The organism is Nostoc foliaceum FACHB-393 (genome assembly GCF_014698505.1).
Taxonomy (GTDB): Bacteria; Cyanobacteriota; Cyanobacteriia; order Cyanobacteriales; family Nostocaceae; genus Nostoc; species Nostoc foliaceum_A.
Genome location: NZ_JACJTD010000009.1, coordinates 159,942 through 178,586, shown reverse-complemented (window position 1 = coordinate 178,586; position 18,645 = coordinate 159,942). Strand labels below are relative to the sequence as shown.

14 protein-coding genes are annotated in these 18,645 nt (G+C 42.6%); 8 read left to right on the top strand and 6 right to left on the bottom strand.

The genetic code is table 11. The features are described 5' to 3' along the window. Positions 1–473: 473 nt before the first annotated feature. The 3 genes from H6G92_RS10750 to H6G92_RS39325 all read right to left on the bottom strand — a co-directional run bounded on the left by H6G92_RS10750 (position 474) and on the right by H6G92_RS39325 (position 5,152). Entirely contained in the window at positions 474–4,136 is a 3,663-nt protein-coding gene (locus H6G92_RS10750; RefSeq protein ID WP_190893615.1) for a WD40 domain-containing protein, read from the bottom strand. 206 nt (positions 4,137–4,342) lie between these two features. Then, a complete protein-coding gene (locus H6G92_RS39330) occupies positions 4,343–4,840 on the bottom strand; it encodes a hypothetical protein (protein ID WP_242059087.1) in 498 nt (165 codons plus the stop codon). A 66-nt stretch (positions 4,841–4,906) separates the two neighbouring features. Continuing rightward, entirely contained in the window at positions 4,907–5,152 is a 246-nt protein-coding gene (locus tag H6G92_RS39325) for a hypothetical protein (RefSeq protein ID WP_242059086.1), read from the bottom strand. Positions 5,153–5,450: 298 nt separating this feature from the next. Between H6G92_RS39325 and H6G92_RS10740 the strand changes: the two genes are divergently transcribed. The 8 genes from H6G92_RS10740 (at position 5,451) to H6G92_RS10705 (ending at position 17,431) form a co-directional block, all read left to right on the top strand. Continuing rightward, on the top strand, positions 5,451–6,449 hold the full coding sequence (locus H6G92_RS10740) for a helix-turn-helix transcriptional regulator (protein WP_190893635.1): 999 nt from the start codon (positions 5,451–5,453) through the stop codon (positions 6,447–6,449). Between the two features lie 133 nt (positions 6,450–6,582). Next, positions 6,583–9,204: a TonB-dependent siderophore receptor gene (locus tag H6G92_RS10735; RefSeq protein ID WP_190893612.1), complete on the top strand. Its 2,622-nt coding sequence runs from the start codon at positions 6,583–6,585 to the stop codon at positions 9,202–9,204. A gap of 83 nt (positions 9,205–9,287) precedes the next feature. Continuing rightward, positions 9,288–10,268 (top strand): iron-siderophore ABC transporter substrate-binding protein, encoded by a 981-nt coding sequence (locus H6G92_RS10730; RefSeq protein ID WP_190893610.1) that lies wholly within the window; start codon positions 9,288–9,290, stop codon positions 10,266–10,268. Positions 10,269–11,140: 872 nt separating this feature from the next. Further along, positions 11,141–12,790: an FAD-dependent oxidoreductase gene (locus tag H6G92_RS10725; RefSeq protein WP_190893608.1), complete on the top strand. Its 1,650-nt coding sequence runs from the start codon at positions 11,141–11,143 to the stop codon at positions 12,788–12,790. Then, positions 12,787–13,185, top strand: coding sequence for a 4Fe-4S dicluster domain-containing protein (locus H6G92_RS10720; RefSeq protein ID WP_190893605.1), 399 nt, complete (start codon positions 12,787–12,789; stop codon positions 13,183–13,185). The genes H6G92_RS10725 and H6G92_RS10720 overlap by 4 nt, the downstream gene beginning before the upstream one ends. 78 nt (positions 13,186–13,263) lie before the next feature. Beyond that, positions 13,264–14,310: an ABC transporter substrate-binding protein gene (locus H6G92_RS10715; RefSeq protein ID WP_190893603.1), complete on the top strand. Its 1,047-nt coding sequence runs from the start codon at positions 13,264–13,266 to the stop codon at positions 14,308–14,310. An 81-nt stretch (positions 14,311–14,391) separates the two neighbouring features. Continuing rightward, positions 14,392–16,005 carry an FAD-dependent oxidoreductase gene (locus H6G92_RS10710; RefSeq protein ID WP_190893601.1) on the top strand — a complete coding sequence of 538 codons (1,614 nt, stop codon included), beginning with the start codon at positions 14,392–14,394 and terminating at the stop codon, positions 16,003–16,005. Between the two features lie 157 nt (positions 16,006–16,162). Beyond that, positions 16,163–17,431: an MFS transporter gene (locus H6G92_RS10705; protein WP_190893598.1), complete on the top strand. Its 1,269-nt coding sequence runs from the start codon at positions 16,163–16,165 to the stop codon at positions 17,429–17,431. 96 nt (positions 17,432–17,527) lie between these two features. Here the strand turns inward: H6G92_RS10705 and H6G92_RS10700 are convergent, their stop codons facing one another. The 3 genes from H6G92_RS10700 to H6G92_RS40245 are packed head-to-tail and all read right to left on the bottom strand — an operon-like array spanning position 17,528 to position 18,612. Further along, complete coding sequence (locus tag H6G92_RS10700; RefSeq protein WP_313889954.1) at positions 17,528–17,791, bottom strand: hypothetical protein; 264 nt, start codon at positions 17,789–17,791, stop codon at positions 17,528–17,530. Positions 17,792–17,804: 13 nt separating this feature from the next. Next, positions 17,805–18,437 carry an HAD-IA family hydrolase gene (locus H6G92_RS10695; protein WP_190893596.1) on the bottom strand — a complete coding sequence of 211 codons (633 nt, stop codon included), beginning with the start codon at positions 18,435–18,437 and terminating at the stop codon, positions 17,805–17,807. Positions 18,438–18,483: 46 nt separating this feature from the next. Then, the gene (locus tag H6G92_RS40245; RefSeq protein ID WP_277926733.1) at positions 18,484–18,612 is read right to left on the bottom strand and encodes a hypothetical protein; all 129 of its coding nucleotides are present in this window, start codon (positions 18,610–18,612) and stop codon (positions 18,484–18,486) included. Positions 18,613–18,645: the final 33 nt, after the last annotated feature.

Here is an 18,645-nt window from a genome sequence, read left to right as displayed (position 1 = left end):
TACTTCTCCCAAAAATCGAGATTTGGGCATTGTTAAATCTCAACCCAAATCCCGACAACAACCCACTTTGAACTTATCTCCATATCCTGCTTGACATTTTGACCATCGCCTTAAGTTGTCACCAATAGCAAGAGGCTGGAAATGCAACTCAAAAGCGGCAGAGCCGCCAGCAAAGGAGGCGGCAGCCCCTAGGACAGCATTCCCAGTCGGAGACTGGGAACAAGGCAACGAGACAATATCTAAAAGCTGCTTCTAGGATGGGTTTCACCTTAAGTTGACACGTATGGGCAGTGCCCCTACACCTGGCGATATAATGTTGTACCGCATCTGAGTGGGAACCGCTATATAATAATCTAATTTATCATTTTGGGCATGGTTGATTTATTTTCTTTATCAAGTCATCAAGTCTTGTGATTATCTAGATAATTTTGAGATGCTCATTTGTTTTTATTAGGAAATAAGGTGCGTTTCCCCTAGCAGAGTGAGCGATCGCGCAGCAACTGTGCAGGAGTTTCGCGATTCTCAACTGCTGTGTTAGTTTTCAGATAATCCTGTACCAACTTGCAACCATAAGTCAATGCATCTAGCTTGAGAATTTGGGGCAAATTCCAAAGAATGAGCGTGTTATCATCACCTCCTGAAGCTAGAACACTTCCATCGGGACTGATAGCAATTTGCCTAATCGCTGCGGTATGTCCTCTAAGGGTCGTTATTTCCGTACCATCAAGTTTCCAAAGCTTGACGGTTCCATCTCCACTTCCAGAAGCAAGCCTTTTACCGTCGGGACTAAAAGCTATCCCCCAAATTGCAGCTGTGTGACCAATGAATGTTTGCAGCAACTTGCCTTCAAGTGTCCACAGCTTAATGGTATTGTCGCCACTTCCAGAAGCAACCATCTTACCGTCAGGACTAAAGGCGACTGTCCATACTGCCGCCGAATGTCCGACAAATGTGCTGAGTAACTTACCTTTTAGCGTCCATAGTTTAACAGTACCATCCTCACTAGCAGAAGCAATCAGTTGACTGTCAGGGCTAAATGCAACTTCCCATATTTCGGATTGATGCCCTTTGAGAATCTGTAGCGTAGGTTGACCTACACGCCATATCCGAACATTATTGTCAGCATTAGGTATGGCGATCGCTCGACCATCGGGACTTAATAACGCTCCGGTGATTTTGCCATCAGGGTTTTTGTAACTAGCAATTAACGTACCATCTCGCCGCTTGAGTTGTACAGTATCATCTTCACTAGGAAGAGCTATTAACTTGTTATCGTCACTGAAAGAAACCTGGGAGACTGAGCTTTTTTGGGTCAAAGTTTTCTGTAATTTGCCTTGAAGACTCCAAAATTTCACAGTATTTTCGTGGCTGGCTGTGGCGATGGTGGAACTGTCGGAGGCGATCGCTATTGACCAAATCCCTCCTTTATGGGCTACGATACTCTTTTGGAATGAATTTTCACTCTGCCAAAGTCTCACAAAGTTTTCTGCACCTGCCGAAGCTATAAAGCTGCCGTCAGGACTGAAAGTAGCTCCCCAAACAGATGCACTATGTCCTCTGAAGGTTCTCTGTTCTATGCCATCAATGTCCCAAAGTTTTATAGTTTTGTCGAGACTAGCGGAGGCAATAGTCTGACCATTGGGACTAAACGCGACTCCCGAAACTCCCGCACTATGACCTTTGAGTGTTTTATAAAGACGATAACTGCCATGTGTGCTGTCTCGCTGCCAAAGTTTGACAGTTGTATCTTCACTCACCGAAACAATGATCTTGCCGTCAGGACTAAAAGCTACGCCCAGAACCCAAGATGTATGACCTTGGAGAGGTTGTAGAGTTTTGGCGTTCTGCCAGCCTGATGTGTCTCGTCTCCAGAGTTTTACTGTCCCGTCAAAACTCCCAGCAGCAATGGTCTGGCCGTCAGGACTAAAAGCAACTTCCCGAAATCCTTTTGTGTAATTTTGAAATGTTCTTAGCAGTTGACCATCTCGCTGCCAGACTTTTACCTTTGTATCCCAACTTGCAGAGGCAATAGTTTGACCATCCCGACTAAATGCAATTCCCCAAACTGAAGCTGTATGAGCTTGGAACGTCTTATAAATGCGCCACGATGCGTCTTTGGGATCGCGCTGCCAAAGTATAATAGAACCATCCTCACTCCCTGATGCAAGTATATAACCGTCAGGACTAAATTTAACTGATTTAACTGCTCCCTGATGACCTTTGAGAGTAGCAATTTCTTGGCCATCACGTCGCCAAAGTTTGATTGTTCTATCCATACTGGCTGAAGCAACCAGAGAACTGTCAGGGCTAATATCTACAGCCATTACAGCTGCGGTATGCCCCGAAAAACGGTTGTACTCATCTGCACCATAAACTGCTTGTTGCAGTGCATTCTCCACTTGAGGTGCAAGATTTGTATTTGATTTATCTAATTTTTGCAGTCCTTTTTTTGCTTTGATTGCTTCTATAAGTGCATCCAATCTGCGATTTGAGGCAAACAATCCCACAGAAGAAGATACAAGTGCTCGAATTTCACTGTTTTTGGCAATAGTTTCACTTTTGCGAGTCTGATGATACAAAATGAAAGTTCCTATTCCCAAATTACTGGAAACGAACAATCCAATAGTTACTGCAACTAGTAGATATCTCTGTAATAAAGCTGTTTTTTTCTCTTGTGCTAGTCTTGCTTCTATCTCTAAAGCCGTTTTTTTCTCTTGTATGAGTCTTGCTTCTACTTCTTGAAGCCGTGATGCCTCTAATGCCATTTGTACTTCACGCCTGTCGCATTCCGCACTTGCGGCTAAAAATTGATAATCCAAATCACTCAGACTCTTGCCTTGTGCCCAATTTTGAGTATCTTTTAAAGCTTGTCCTCGCAACAGACGCGATTCATCTTTGTAACCCGATGCCACCCAAGCGTTAAACGTTTGCGAGTAGGGACGGAGATTATCTAGTTGTCTTAACACCCATTGCGCATTAAAAACATTTCGATAGATAGGATTTTTAATTTTGAGAAAGCCGTTGTGTCTTTCTACTAAACCGGACAACAACAGTTGTGTTTGTTCTCGACTATCATCACTCGGAACAGAATGAAGGGGCAAAGGGGAAAACTCTTCTCCCCCGCTCTCTCGCTCAAGATCCTCTTCTGCTTGCAATACCTGTTGATAAATACCCAACAACCGCCCTGCCTGTTGTTCGTCAAATAAGAGGCGATCGCGAATAGTACGCAAATGCTCGGGTTCGTCTTGTGACTGCCAATTTTGAATAATCTGCGATCGCACTAATTGCTCTACCCACAATGCTTCTGTACCTGGAGATAGGGTAATCATTCCTGTGGCAGTTTCAAAGGTTACTTGAGTAATTAAGTCACAGAGTTTTTGTGTCAGAAAGGGTTGTCCGCCTGTCCAATAAATAACCTCTTGCAGTATTGCTTGTGGTTGACTGACTACTTCTTCTAATCCTAGAAGCAAGGGCGTGGCTTCATGCAGTTCAAAGCCCTGTAACTCAATTGCTTTACCAAGGTTAAAGGGCGTGCGGCGTTTATCAGCAATCAAGTCAGAGGGACTTGCTACACCAAATAGTGCAAATCCCAAACATTCAAAGCTTGGGTTATGTGGTCGTAGGTTATAGCACTGACGAATCCAAGCAAAAAAATCGTTAATTGGGAAATTTAAACTCAGCAAGCTATCAATCTCATCAATAAAGATGAAAATGCGTTTGGCTTTGCCGTTTAGGAAAGAATCACTTTTTAGATTTGGTAATAAGATATCTTCAACAAATAGCTGTAGTTTTTGCACCGAGGAAATGCCTGCTTGCATTTCCCACCAACGCTGAAAGTCAATTTTTGACCCTAAATTTAAGCTATAGAATAAGCTGATAACAATGCCCTTGTACCATTTATCTGGTGTAGTATCTTCAATACCCAAGCGAGTCATATCTAAGTAAACACAGCTATGCCCTTCTTCCTTAAGCCGATAGCTTGTGCGCTGTAGTAAGGATGACTTGCCCATCTGACGAGAGTTGAAGACATAACAGAAATTGCCAGCTTTCAAGCTGGCATAGAGTTGTTTATCTGCGTGACGGGTAACGTATGTGGGGTCGTCACTGCGGAGACTCCCCCCTACTTGATATCTCATATCTAAGTGCGATTATCAAATAAAGACATTAACATAATCACTAGTAATTTGTAGATAAATTATTAAAAGTAAATATTGTAATTATTACAGCACAGCTTTATTTTAAGATTTAAGAATAAGGAGAAAATGATTTCAATTTACTCCTCACCTAGATTTTTCTGCTTTTCAGCTTGTGTTGGGATGAAAGTCTAATTCCAAACCGTGGATCATAAAGTCGAGTAGATTGTCCCAGGAATCAAAGTAGAGATAGCTCGTAAATCATCAAAAAAGGTCTTGCACTTTGGTAAATTCTGGCGAATAAATTGGTATTTTACCGAAGTAAGTTCAAGTAGAGTATGAAACAGAAATGCCAGAGTATTAAAGAGCGCTAATAGGGAAGATAAATGGTTTTCCCCATGTCCAAAGTTGTGTTCTAAGTTATAACCCTTGGTCTTCAGTGTATTGTTATCTTCGTTTTTCACTTTCCATCTGGTGCGACCAGCCGATACAATTGCCTCAACGTTAATCTCAGTAATTTGATGATTTGTGGCAAAGTTATTTTTGTAAATTAGAGTGCCATCATCACGAGTAATAGTTAACTCACACCAGTTGACCAATAAGGCATCTTCCCCATCTATTAAGGGAATTTGATTGACGTAGCGGTAGTTATGAATCTCATAAACTTTGCCTTTCCAATGTTTGATACTGAATGTATCAAGAGGCATTCCTTCTATCCATTCATAGAGTGTTGTATGAGATTTTGGCTGGCACACCAGAATGAAATTTAGCTTTTATTGTAAGAGTAATTCACATAACCGTTGATGGCAATAAAAATCATACCCTAAGACCGTAATACCAACAGATGCATACTGTAAACCATATTTCTCAATCCAACGCTTTGTCGGCGCATTTTCACAATCTTGCTTTTTGTGTCCATCTTGAGGCACAACAAACTCTGGTATCAAGGGTATTACTTTGGAATTACCAGGACTTTGATTTTTGATGAGCCAGAAATGAGGGGCTTTGAGTAGGGGCACGGCACTGCCGTGCCCCTACACCTGGCTGCGTCACTCATTTGATAATGCTTGTTTTTACTTGTTCGTTTATCAGGAAAATCTTTTAGAATTGACCGAAAATAAAGCACTATTTCATCAAGAATCCCTGGCTGATTCAAAAAATTCCCTACGCTTACGAATTAAAGAGATACAAGAACCATATCTAAAACGTGAAATTTTGCATAGCCTTGAATGATAACAATAATTATTCTCGTATTGAGAATTGCTGGGAAAATAGCGGTAAAATTATTGATAGTTATTATCAATAATTATGCCATTCATGACAATCACCCTGACGATGAAAGAGAATTGGGAACTGTGGGCGGAAGCTAACCAAAATAGCTACCAAACACCAGAAAAAGAGCCATTTGAAATCATCAGTGAAATACCCAAGCAACTGGGTAAAGGCTATCTACGGGATATTGAGGTGCATCCAGAACTCTGGCTGACGATTTGGGATTGTGAATATCACGATGATGTGTTAATGAAAATCCCTGAATGGGATCACCCACTGCAATTTTGCGTCTACCTTTCTGGCAAAGTCATAGACGAATATGGTGGACAGTTAGGGGAAGGGTATACCTGTATTTCGGGTAGCGGAGTTCAACGCCAAATGCTTTCAGAATGCACAAAATCTCGACGTGTAGGCGTTGACATTCATATGCCTCCTGACTTGCTGGCAACTTTTTTCCCCAATGAAACAGGCGAAATTCCTCAGCAGTTGCATTTGTTGGCAAAGGGTAACGATTGGCAAACTTTGCTTTACCCACAAACTACAACGGCTATTCAGGGAATCGCACAACAAATTATCAATTGTCCTTTTCAGGGAATGACAAAGCGGATGTATTTACAAGCGAAGGTAATGGAACTAATGGCGTTACAGTTAGCTCCTATATTATCTACTCAGAATCAACTACAGCGATCGCCACGACTAAAGCCAGATACCATAGCCCGGATTCATCTGGCTAGGGAAATTTTACGCTCTAGGTTCGAGAATCCACCGTCATTGCTGGAATTGTCGCAGATTGTTGGAGTGAGCGATCGCACTTTGAGGCGTGGATTCCAAGAATTGTTTAGCACAACGGTGTTTGGTTATCTCTCCAGTATCCGTATGGAACAAGCAGAACAACTTTTACGAGATGGGAAGTTGAGTGTTGCGGAAGTTGCCAATTTAAGCGGTTATTCCCAGCAAGGACACTTTGCTGCTGCTTTTAAAAGAAAATTTGGCATTACACCTAGAGAATGTTTATCAGGAAAGAGAAATATTTTAGCTTCGTAATGCCGTTTTGCGACTGTAATGCCGTTTTGGAATAGACTCTAAACCTATTGCTTCTCTACACTATGCCTTATTGCAATTAAAAACTATATGCAATAAGTCAGATTTTTATTTGAATTTTAGTAACTGTGGTGTGATGAGCAAAATGAACGGTTGGATATTTCTGCACAAACAAAATTTATGGCTAGTACCCAGCTTAATAGGATATATTTTCAATTTTGCTGTTAGTGTGCCTGTTGCGGCTCAAGTTGAATCAGATAACCAAAAATTAACTACAGATATTCCCCAATTAAGTGAGGTTAAATTTCCAGCTTCTAATATTAAAGGTTTGCTTTCCCAATCGTCAACACCAGTTATACAAGTGACGGCAGTGCAGGCTAATCCCACAGATAAAGGCGTGGAGGTGATTTTACAAACAACTCAGGGAGAAAAACTGCAAATCACTAATCGCAGTGCTGAGAATAACTTTATCGCTGATATTCCTAATGCTCAATTGCGTTTACCCAATGGTGATGGTTTCATATTCCGTTCCCAAAAACCAGTTACAGGAATTGCTGAGATAACTGTCACAAATCTGGATGCCAATACTATCCGAGTGACAGTGGCGGGTGAAGCAGGTGTGCCAGTTGTGGAGTTGTTTGATGGGGACGAAGGGCTGATTATTGGTTTGACACCTGCTACAACTGCAATGCAGCCACCACAACAGCCTGAACCTGAGCAGCCAACGAGTGAAACATCGCAGGAAACACCATCGGCAGAAAGTGATGAACCGATTGAGTTAGTGGTGACGGCTGAACAGGATGGGTATCGTGTTCCCAATACCTTATCTGCCACAAGAACCGACACACCGTTGCGTGATATTCCCCAGTCGATTCAGGTCATACCGCAACAGGTCATTAAAGACCAGCAAGCAACTCGCTTAACAGACGTGTTAAAAAATGCGCCGGGTGTAGTGGTAGGAAGTAGAAGCCCCCGCGATCCTCTCAATGTCATCAAAATTAGGGGCTTTGATGCTTTTGGAGAGACTCTACTCAATGGGATACAAGACCGTTCAATCAGTAATATCGGGTTTGGCTCAAATATTGAGCGGGTTGAAGTCCTTAAAGGACCCGCTTCGGTTCTATTCGGTCAAGGCGGACTAGGTGGCAAGGTCAACTTAGTCACGAAGCAACCATTAAGCGATCCGTTCTACTCCGTGGAAACTTCTGTTGGTAACTACAATACCTATAGCGGTGCAATTGATTTATCTGGCCCGTTGAATGACAGTAAAACGGTGTTGTATCGCCTGAATGCTTCTGCTAGAACAAACGAAAGCTTTGTTGATTTCTTTGACCAACAACAATATTTAATTGCACCTACTTTAAGCTGGCAAATTAGTGACAGAACAAAGCTGACTCTAGAAGCAAGCTATTCTCTTGCAGAGGGCCCCTATGATTTTGGGATACCCGCACAGGGAAGCGTTCTGCCTAACCCCAATGGCAGAATTCCTCGTAATCGTTCTGTGAGTGAGCCTAATCTTAATGATGCCTCTAATAGTGCATTTCGGATTGGCTATAATTTTGAACATCGCTTTAGCGATAACTGGCAAGCGCGGAGCGTTTTTCAGACTTCTTTGTTTCGCCTCAGACGAAATCTTGTGTTTTCTTACGGATTACAAGATGATTTGCGTACATTAGAAAGAGGCGTTGAGGATTTTGACTACGATGAAAATGTTTATAATCTAGACAACTATGTAGTCGGCAAGTTTGCAACAGGTAGTATTAAGCATGAGCTAGTCGCTGGATTTAACCTGAGCAGAACAGACACTAATTCCGACGCTCTTTTCAATGACACTACTCCTCTCGATGTTTTCAATCCTGTGTATGGAACTGCTACAGAAGCTAGTGTTCCAGATTTTAATATTAAAAATAGAGCGCAACAATTAGGCTTTTACCTTCAAGATCAAATTACCCTAGCAGAAAACTTCAAACTACTTTTGGGTGGACGCTTTGATATTGCCAATCAAGAGGCTAAGGATTTAATTGCCCAAACAAATGACTTTAAGCAGACAGAAGCTTTTAGCCCTCGTCTTGGCATTGTTTACCAGCCCATTAAACCGATCTCACTCTACGCTAGCTATAGCCGTTCATTCAATCAGGCGGTAGATCTATTCGGTCCAGCTCTGCCCGAACCGGAGCGAGGAACGCAGTATGAAATCGGGGTGAAAGCAGATTTGACTGACCGATTAGCTACAACCTTGGCATTTTATGATTTGACTCGCACCAATCTCTCAACCACAGATCCAAATAATCCACAACGAACTATTCAAGTTGGTGAACAGCGCAGTCGTGGGATTGAGTTTGATATTTCTGGCGAAATCTTACCAGGGTGGAACATCATTGCTGGTTATGCTTACACTGATGCAGAAATCACAAGAGACAATACATTGCCAGTGGGTAATCAACTGAATAATGTGCCCAGACACGCACTCAATCTATGGACAACTTATGAAATTCAATCTGGCAGTTTAAAAGGATTAGGCTTCGGTTTAGGAGCCTTTTACTACGGCGATCGACAAGCCAACTTAGCCAACACGGCTGAGTTACCTAGTTATGTACGCACAGATGCAGCTATTTATTACAAGCGGGACAATTACCGGGCTGCGATCAATATTAAGAATTTGTTTGACACTGATTATTTTGTCTCTGCACAAAATATAAATCGGATTATACCCGGCGATCCCCTGACCATACAGGGCACAATTTCCTGGCAGTTTTGAGCAAATCCCCTGATATTCTACGCTTCATCCTGAGGGATAGAAGCGTAGAACATTCACTTTTTTATTGTGTAAAGTAGGCGTTCATGAAAATACCTTTACGTCACCTGACTTATTTATTATTGGGAGTCTTGACCTTTACACTCACTTTAGGTTGTAGTTTAAATATTAACCACAATGTTACAAACTCAAAACAGCTAACAGAAAATTGCGGAATTGTACAACACGCAACGGGTAAAACGTGCATTCCACAGAATCCTCAGCGAGTTGTGACTCTGTGGGGAGGTACTTTTCGTACTGCTTTAGCATTGGGTATTAAACCCATTGCATCTGTATGGATTCCAGGTGAACCTTTCCCAAAACATTTGGGAGACAAAGCAGACGGAGTTGAAAATATTGGATTTGAGCCAAATTTAGAAAGACTCCTGCTACTGAAACCCGATTTAATTTTGTCAAATACTCGGTTGCAGAATATTTACACGCAGCTAACCAATATTGCCCCCACAGTTGCATTAAATCATCCATCTCCACCTGCTTCTTGGCAGAAAACTTTAGAAGATATGGCCAAGATTCTCGATAAAGAACAGGAGGGTAAACAGTTAATTAAGGACTATTGGCAGCGAATTGAACAACTTAAACAAGCTTTGGGCGTTGGCGTAGCCTCTCCAAAAGAGAATCGCCGTCTTCAGATACAAGTATCAGTTGCCACAGTAGATCAAACTTATGGAATATTCACGTATGGAAGCAAACATCCTACTGGTAGACTTTTGAGTGACATTGGGCTACAACGCCCACCTGGACAAAGCGGAGATTTTTTCACAAGAAGTAACATTTCTTACGAGAATTTATCTGAAATTGATGGTGATGTTTTGTTCCTTTCTTACAAAGATGGAGATGCTAAAAAAAATTTGGAAAAGTTGCAGAAATCTCCTTTGTGGCAAAAGCTGAAGGTGGTTCAACAAAATCGGGTTTATTTTGTCGATTCTGATCATTGGTATGCTTTTGATGTTCTAGCGATAAATGCCGTTATTGATGATTTATTTAAATATTTAGTTAATACACCTTGAACTTATGCCTAAACATACTATATTGGTCTGCAAATCCTGCCATCGTTCATCTGAAGAACGGCCAGAAAAGCCGCCTTTTGATGGGGATATTTTGCTTGACACATTCAAGGTTTTACTATCAGTTAGAATTGGCATATTTGCAGTCATAGTCAAACTAAATAATTTTAATGAGTATTTAGTTTGTAATAATCTAATTTATCAATCATTTTGGGCATGGTTGATTTATTTTCTTTATCAAATCATCAAGTCTTGTGATTATCTAGATAATTTTGAGATGCTCATTTGTTTTTATTAGGAAATAAGGTGCGTTTCCCCTACTGTATTCTGTCCTTCATAAAGTCCCGGTTATGGGACTTTCAAATCCGAGGCAATATCAACAGGATACTTGGATGTTATCTCGTAAAACTACTTAGTTGTCGTAATAAGTCGTAATAAATATTGCTTATATAGGAATCATATTTGATTTCTGAAAAAATCTAAGTATTTGTAGGGTGTGTTAGGCGTAAGCCGTAACGCACCAAAGCCTTAAGAATGGTGCGTTACGCTGTCGCTAACGCACCCTACGTATCTTTTCAAAAATCAAATACTAGTCCTATAGATGTTTAGTTATTCTAAATATTCGTAATAAATAAATTTAGGCAAACATATATTTTAGTCACTAAGGTCTTGAATTTTATTTATTGCCGTGCAATACTGCTAAGTTAATCACCGATAAATCAGTCGATGATTAGTATTTTGTCGAAAAATGTCTCTATTACCTTACAAATAAGTCTTTCAGGTCTTCTAGAAATTATGCACAGATGTATTATGCCTAGTCATGTCTGTGATCTTAAAAAATATTGCTATTTTATGAAATGAAGGAGTGAGAGCTAGTGAGCGCGAATCAATTAGCGTCTGAGCAATCATCTAACAATGACTCTGATCTAGAGTTAGAAGCCGATGTCTTGGTTATTGGAGGAGGCCCGGCTGGTGCTTGGGCTGCTTACAATGCGGCGGCTGATGGAGTCCGGGTTGTTTTGGTAGACAAAGGCTATTGTGGCTCTAGTGGAGCAACTGCGTCTGGTGGAACTAGTGTGTGGTACGTAGCAAACCCAGAGCAACGAGAAACAGCTATGGCTAGTCGGGAAGCTCTAGGAGGGTTTTTAGCAGAGCGTTCTTGGATGGAGCGAGTTCTAGATCGAACTCATGCAAATCTGTATGAGTTAGGTAACTGGGGTTATCCCTTTCCCTCTGACCAACAAGGACAACCTTACTATCGTTCCCTCCAGCAAGGCGCAGAATATATGCGTCTGATGCGTAAGCAAGTCAAGAAAGCCGGAGTGCATATTCTTGACCATAGTCCTGCTCTGGAATTACTGGTAGATAAAGAAGGAGCAGTAGCTGGAGCAAAGGGAATACGTCGTCAAGCGGGTGGACGTTGGACAGTACGAGCCAAAGCAGTAGTTATTGCTACTGGTGGTTGTGCTTTCTTGAGTAAAGCCCTTGGTTGTAATGTCCTGACTGGAGATGGTTATTTAATGGCAGCCGAAGCTGGGGCGCAAATGTCAGGCATGGAATTTTCTAATGCCTATGCTCTCACTCCTGCCTTTGCTTCTGTAACTAAAGGAGCTTTCTATCGTTGGGCAACATTTACTTACGAAGATGGCACAGTAATTGAAGGTGCTGGTTCTCAACGGGGACGCTCTGTAATTGCCAAAACATTGCTGACTCAGCCTGTATACTGTAGCCTGCATAACACCCCAGAAGAAGTAAGGGTTTGGATGCGAACCATCCAGCACAATTTCTTTTTACCATTTGACCGCAGAGGAATTGACCCATTCACTCAACGCTTCCCAGTAACTTTGCGTTTGGAAGGCACAGTACGAGGTACTGGCGGCATTCGGATTGTGGACAATTCTTGTGCGACCTCAGTACCAGGACTTTATGCGGCCGGAGATGCAGCCACACGAGAATTAATTTGTGGTGGATTTACAGGTGGTGGTAGTTACAATGCTGCTTGGGCAATGTCTTCTGGCTATTGGTCAGGACAAGCGGCGGCTGAATATGCTCGTCAATTGGGAGCAAAGGCCAATCAACGACAAGTGTATTCAATTGGACAGGCAGCAGTTACTTCTGAGAGTAGCTACACTTTCAATGCTCAGGAAGTTATCCGCGCTGTGCAAGCCGAAGTATTACCTTACGATGCCTGCGGCGGGCTACGCCAACGCAATCTCTTCCGTACTGAACGAGGCTTGAGCGATTCCCTGGAAAGATTGCATGGTTTGTGGCGAGAAATCCGCCATAGTGCTGCCCCAACAGACAGCCAAGCATTACCAGCTAGAGAAGCAGCGGCAATGATAGCTACGGCACGTTGGATGTATACTTCAGCACAAGCTAGAAAAGAAACACGTGGAATGCACAAGCACCAGGATTATCCCCAGCAAAACCCTAACCAGCAATATCGGTTAATTAGTGGTGGATTGGATACAGTTTGGGCAAAGCCTGACCAGGAAGTAGTGAATAGGGAGTTAGTAACACGATGATTGAATTAGTAAGTGAATCTCGCTGCATTAAGTGTAATCTTTGCGTCACTGCCTGTCCTACTAATGTTTTCGATGCAGTACCAGGACATGCGCCCAAAATTGCCCGCCAGAGTGATTGTCAAACTTGTTATATGTGCGAACTCTACTGCCCCGTAGATGCACTATATGTTGATCCTAACGCTGATGAATCAGTCACTGTGGATGAAGAGACTTTAGTAGCATCTGGGTTACTTGGTAGCTATCGAAAAAATATAGGTTGGGGAAGGGGACGCACACCTGCGGCTAAAACAGAGAAGTCTGCCTACTATTACCCAGTTATGCAGAGTAACAGTAATCTCGCTACAGATGCACAAGGCAGAATTCTTCCTTGGGGAACACAGCAAACTAATTCGTAATACTCGCCTCCGGCGAGAAGCAAGCTACGTAATTCGTAATTCGTAATTGATAAAGTTCTTAGTCCCTAGTCTCTATCTATGAGTTCCCAAGTAATTGAGTGCAGTTTTTTGCATCGACTTTTAGCTTCAGTTGCAACTGTTGCGCTTTTATCGAGTCTTACCAGTTGTACTTTTCAACAAAGCCAGTCTAATAACTCAGCAGTAGCTTCATCAAATACTGGAGCAAATTCGGCAGAGGTAAAAACCCTGGTTTTACGAGTTGGTTTCATCAGTTCGGAAAGCAAGTTGCCAATCGGGCCGGAGGGTTGGGCGTTGCAAAAAGGGACGTTGACTCCTGCGCTCAAAAGCCTGGGTGTGACGGAAGTGAAATTTATTCCCTTTGTAGGAGGCCCTGCACTTAATGAAGCCTTAGTTAGTGGTCAATTAGATATGGGTTTGTATGGAGATACCCCAGCTATAGTTGGTAGAGCAGTAGGTCTGCCAACTAAATTGATTAATCAGACAAGGGTTGGTCAGAATGCCTGGCTACTTACCAAGAAAAACGGCCCTCGTTTAGTATCACAACTAAAAGGTACAAAGGTAGGAGTTGCTAAAGGTACTTATCCGCATCGATATCTGATGGGTTTGCTCGAAAAAGAGGGACTGACCAAAGATGTGAGTGTAGTGCAGATCCCTTCTGCTGATGCCAAACCTGCTTTAGAGAGGGGAGATATTTCAGCTTATCCATTTGCTATGGGGGCTGGACCAACGTTAGTTTCTCAAGGATTTTCAGCAATTGATCAAGCCAAAGATCATCAGGGATTAGTTGGCACCGGGGTAAGTGTCGTGACGGAAAATTTCCTCTCTCGACACCCAGAATTACCGCAAAAATGGAACCAAATTAGACGACAAGCATTGCAGGAAATCAAAGCTAATCCAGAAGAATTTTATCAGTTTGCGGCTGTGGCAAGTGGGAATGTGCCGTTGGCGATCGCTAAAGAATCCTATCCACTAGACCTTTATCCTACTCAACCTTTTACACCGGAAGGATTGAAACTCTTAGATTCAACAAAGCAGTTTCTCGCTGATCAGAAATTGTTGAAGTCAGATTTTGATATCAAAGATTGGCAAATTCCCAACCCTTAAAAGTTTTCACAAGAGTTACCCTCGCATTTTTGGGGAAGCTCCGCCCTTCCCCTTTTCTTAATTCTATAAGGAGTAAATTTCATGAATAGTCATATCCATCAAGATCCTTCTAACCTAGATTTAGTCACCGATGTATTAATTATTGGAGGTGGCCCGTCTGGTACTTGGGCAGCATGGAGTGCAGCAAATAATGGAGCAAAAGTCGTTTTAGTAGACAAGGGTTACTGCGGTACAAGTGGTGCAGCCGCATCTGCCGGAAATGGTGTATGGTATGTTCCACCAGACCCAGAGCAACGGGAAGCTGCAATGGCAAGTCGGGAAGCTATGGGAGGTTTTCTGGCAGACCGCCACTGGATGACTAGGGTATTAGATCGCACCTATGACAACATTAACTCCCTCGCAGATCAGGGGTATCCTTTCAGCGTTGATGCTAATGGACAAGTTATCCGTCGCTCTTTACAAGGCCCGGATTATATGCGTTTCATGCGGAAAAAGATTAAGCAAGCAGGGGTGAAAATTTTAGACCACAGTCCGGCTTTAGAGTTGCTTGTAGATACAGAAGGCACTGTAGCCGGGGCTAAGGGTATCAATCGTCAATCTGGGGAACGTTGGACAGTTCGAGCCGGAGCAGTTGTGATTGCTACAGGGGGCTGTGCTTTCTTGAGTAAGGCTCTCGGTTGTAATGTCCTGACAGGGGATGGTCTGTTGATGGCAGCCGAGGCTGGTGCAGATTTCTCTGGTATGGAATTTTCCAATGCATACGCAATTTCCCCTAGTTTTTCTTCTGTCACCAAGACTCGTTATTACGATTGGGCATCTTTTACTTATGAGGATGGCACGGTAATTGAAGGTGCAGGTTCTAAGCGCGGTCGCTCGGTGATTGCTAAAACATTGCTAAATCAGCCCGTTTATGCGCGTCTGGATCAAAATATGGATGAAGAGACAAAAGCCTGGATGCGAGCATCTCAGCCTAATTTCTTTATCGTTTTTGATCGCGCTGGGATTGACCCCTTTACTCAACGATTCCCGATAACTTTACGCTTGGAAGGCACTGTACGCGGTACTGGTGGGATTCGGATCGCAGACCACACCTGCGCTACCTCAGTTAATGGACTCTATGCGGCGGGAGATGCGGCTACGAGAGAGTTAATCTGTGGTGGATTTACAGGCGGAGGTAGTCACAATGCAGCCTGGGCAATGTCTTCTGGCTATTGGTCTGGACAATCTGCTGCTAGCTATGCACTAAGTTTGGGAGAGCAAGCAACCCAACGCAGTGTGCAGGGAGTTGGCGAAGCTGGATTGCATGGTGAAGGTAATAATAGATTTTCACCAGATGAAGCGATCGCCACAACTCAAGCTGAAGTTTTCCCCTACGATCGCAACCTCTTCCGCACTGCTACAGGTTTAAGTACATCCCTGGATCGACTGGATGACCTTTGGCGAGAAATCCGCAATAGCCAAACACTAGATGATAGCCAAATTGTGCGATCGCGCGAAGCGGCGGCGATGGTTGCTACTGCGCGTTGGATGTACAACAGTGGTTTGCAACGTCAGGAAACTAGAGGAATGCACAAACGCGAGGATTACCCGCAACAAGACCCCAATCAACAATATCGTCTACTGAGTGGTGGGTTAGATAAGATTTGGGTCAAACCTGAGTCAGTAGTTGCTACGCGGGAATTAGTAACTGTGTGATTTTCAATTAAAACCTTTGAAGTGGGAAGGAATAAGGTTGTTGCCTTGTTTCTTCCTCTTTTCTGTGCTTTTTTAAACGCAGAGGTAGGCTGAGGGAAGCGCAGAGGGGCGCAGAGTGTTTATTCGTGATGAACTTGTGAAATTTTGTACTTAGTTGATGAAATTATTATCTAAATTTGGATTCAAGTTGAATCTTGAACTACCTGCTTTGCGATCGCGCAATTATCGCCTCTATTTTATGGGACAAGCCTTGTCTATGACAGGCAACTTCATGACACAAGTAGCGATTCTCTGGCTGATTTACCGATTGACTGATTCGGCTTTACTGTTGGGGTTTGCAGGATTTTTTGGACAATTGCCAGTATTTGTACTTGCTCCAATTTCAGGAATTTTAGCCGATCGCTATGACCGACATCGCCTGTTGCTGCTATTTCAGGTTATAGGTATTTCTATGTCTGTAACTCTGACAGCCATCACATTTTTGGGTTGGGCAAATTTTTGGACATTGCTGACTCTGAGTGCATTGTTAGGTTTTCTGAAGGGTTTAGATGTACCTGTACGTCAGGCATTTGTCAGTGATATGGTTAGTCGTGAACTGATGGGAAATGCGATCGCACTAAATGCAGCTTTCCTCAATGGTGCGCGTTTGATTGGCCCTGCATTGGGTGGCGTTTTTATCGCTCAGTTTGGCGCTGGATTCTGCTTTCTTTACGATAGTCTCAGCTATCTTGTAGCTATCTGGGCAATCTCAGCAATGGTGATTACACCCCGAACAGTAGAAATACAGACAAGTAATAGTTGGCATAAGTTGAAAGAAGGGTTTCAATATGCCTATCATTTCCTGCCTGTGCGTTCTATCCTCCTATTACTGGCAGTAGCTAGTTTAGTAGGTATGTCATACACGACACTTTTACCCATCTTTGCAGTTGAAGTTCTACAGGGAGGAGCAGAAACATTGGGCTTTTTAACAGCCGCAGCCGCAATGGGATCGGTGTTTGCCTGTGTTTACCTCAGCTTTCGGCAAAACGTAGTAGGTTTAGAGAAACTCATAGCCTTCTGTCCAGCCATCATGGGGATTGGCTTTATCTTTTTCTCTGTTTCTCAAGTCTTTTGGATTTCTCAGTTAGCTTTGGTTTTGATTGGCTGGAGTTCTACGCTTCAGGTAGCTGCTAGTAACACAGTGCTGCAATTTATTGTTGAAGATAGCAAACGGGGTAGAGTAATGAGCTTCTATGCCATGTGCTTTATGGGTATGGCTCCTTTCGGTAACTTAATAGCAGGAACTCTGGCACATTATTTGAAAGCTCCAAATACACTGATTTTGGGCGGTGTTGTTTGTATCGTAGGTTCGGTGCTATTCATGCAACAATTGTCCCAAATGACGAAGTTAATTCACTTGGATACGAAGCAAGTGGCAAGTAATTAACTTCAATTTTATATTTACCAATGCGTAAGCGTAGCTTGCTTCCACCTTCGCGTAGGGCAGAGCTACGTGATCATCGTAGACATCGCTCTTTTAAACTCATTCTGAATTAATCAAGATAAACTCACCTAAAATCAACGACACTAAAATATTAGACGAATCTACATCCTCTACTTGAATCAACCACCGTTGGTTTGCTGGATTATTTGAGTTTGACTCTCGACCACAAACTATCCCATATTTTCCGGCTACATAAGTAGGACGTAAAATTAGCACCCTATCTTTTACTTGAATACGTTTTGAGTTTTGCAATAATGCTCCTAAGAGGATGTTTGAAAAGTGTTTCGCTGTGACTTTAGGCACTTTTGGCTATAAATCAAAGTAAATCAGGCAGTTGATACATAGAGTAAAAAACACGCGCTCCACATTCTTCGAGTTGAATTGCTTCACTTTGACTGCTGTAAGCTAATACTTTCATGCCAGCAGCGATACCTGCACGTACACCCAAAATACTATCTTCTACAACAGTACAAAATGAAGCGTTAACTCCCAAATGTTTAGCTGCATATAAAAATAAATCAGGTGCAGGTTTCCAACTACCAATTTCATAGGAGCTAAAAATACGCCCTTCAAATCGTGACAACAAATTAGTCACACGCAGTGCTAACTTAATTTTTTCAATTGGGCCACTGGAAGCAACACAAATAGGTAAATTAATTTTGTCTAAAGCCGCTTCTATTCCTTCTACGGGAAGCAGTTCACGCTCGAATGCTGTGGCAGTACGGGCACGAAGTTGAGTCACAAAATCTTGTGGCATCTTTCTCCCCAGTTTTTGCTCAATAACAGCAAGACAATCAGCCATTTTGCAACCTTTAAATAATAAAATGGCTTCTTCAAGTTTCAATATCAGGCCAAACTCGGCGACAAATTCAACAAGAATACGATTACCCAATGTCTCGCTGTCTACCAACACTCCGTCACAGTCGAAAATAACCAGTTCTGTTTGCACTTGTATGTATTGTTATTAATCAAATGTGGATTTATCAGGTTTTACATTAGTGCGTTCCTTGAATACTGACTTGACTGGAAAAAGCAGAGTGAAGGTCAGGCTCAAACGTGGTGTTACCTGCGGGTACAAGCAAGCCAAGACGGATCTGCCTATTAGAGTCAGCTTTCGAGTCCATATAATACCTCTTTTTGACAAGCCTGATTATGTC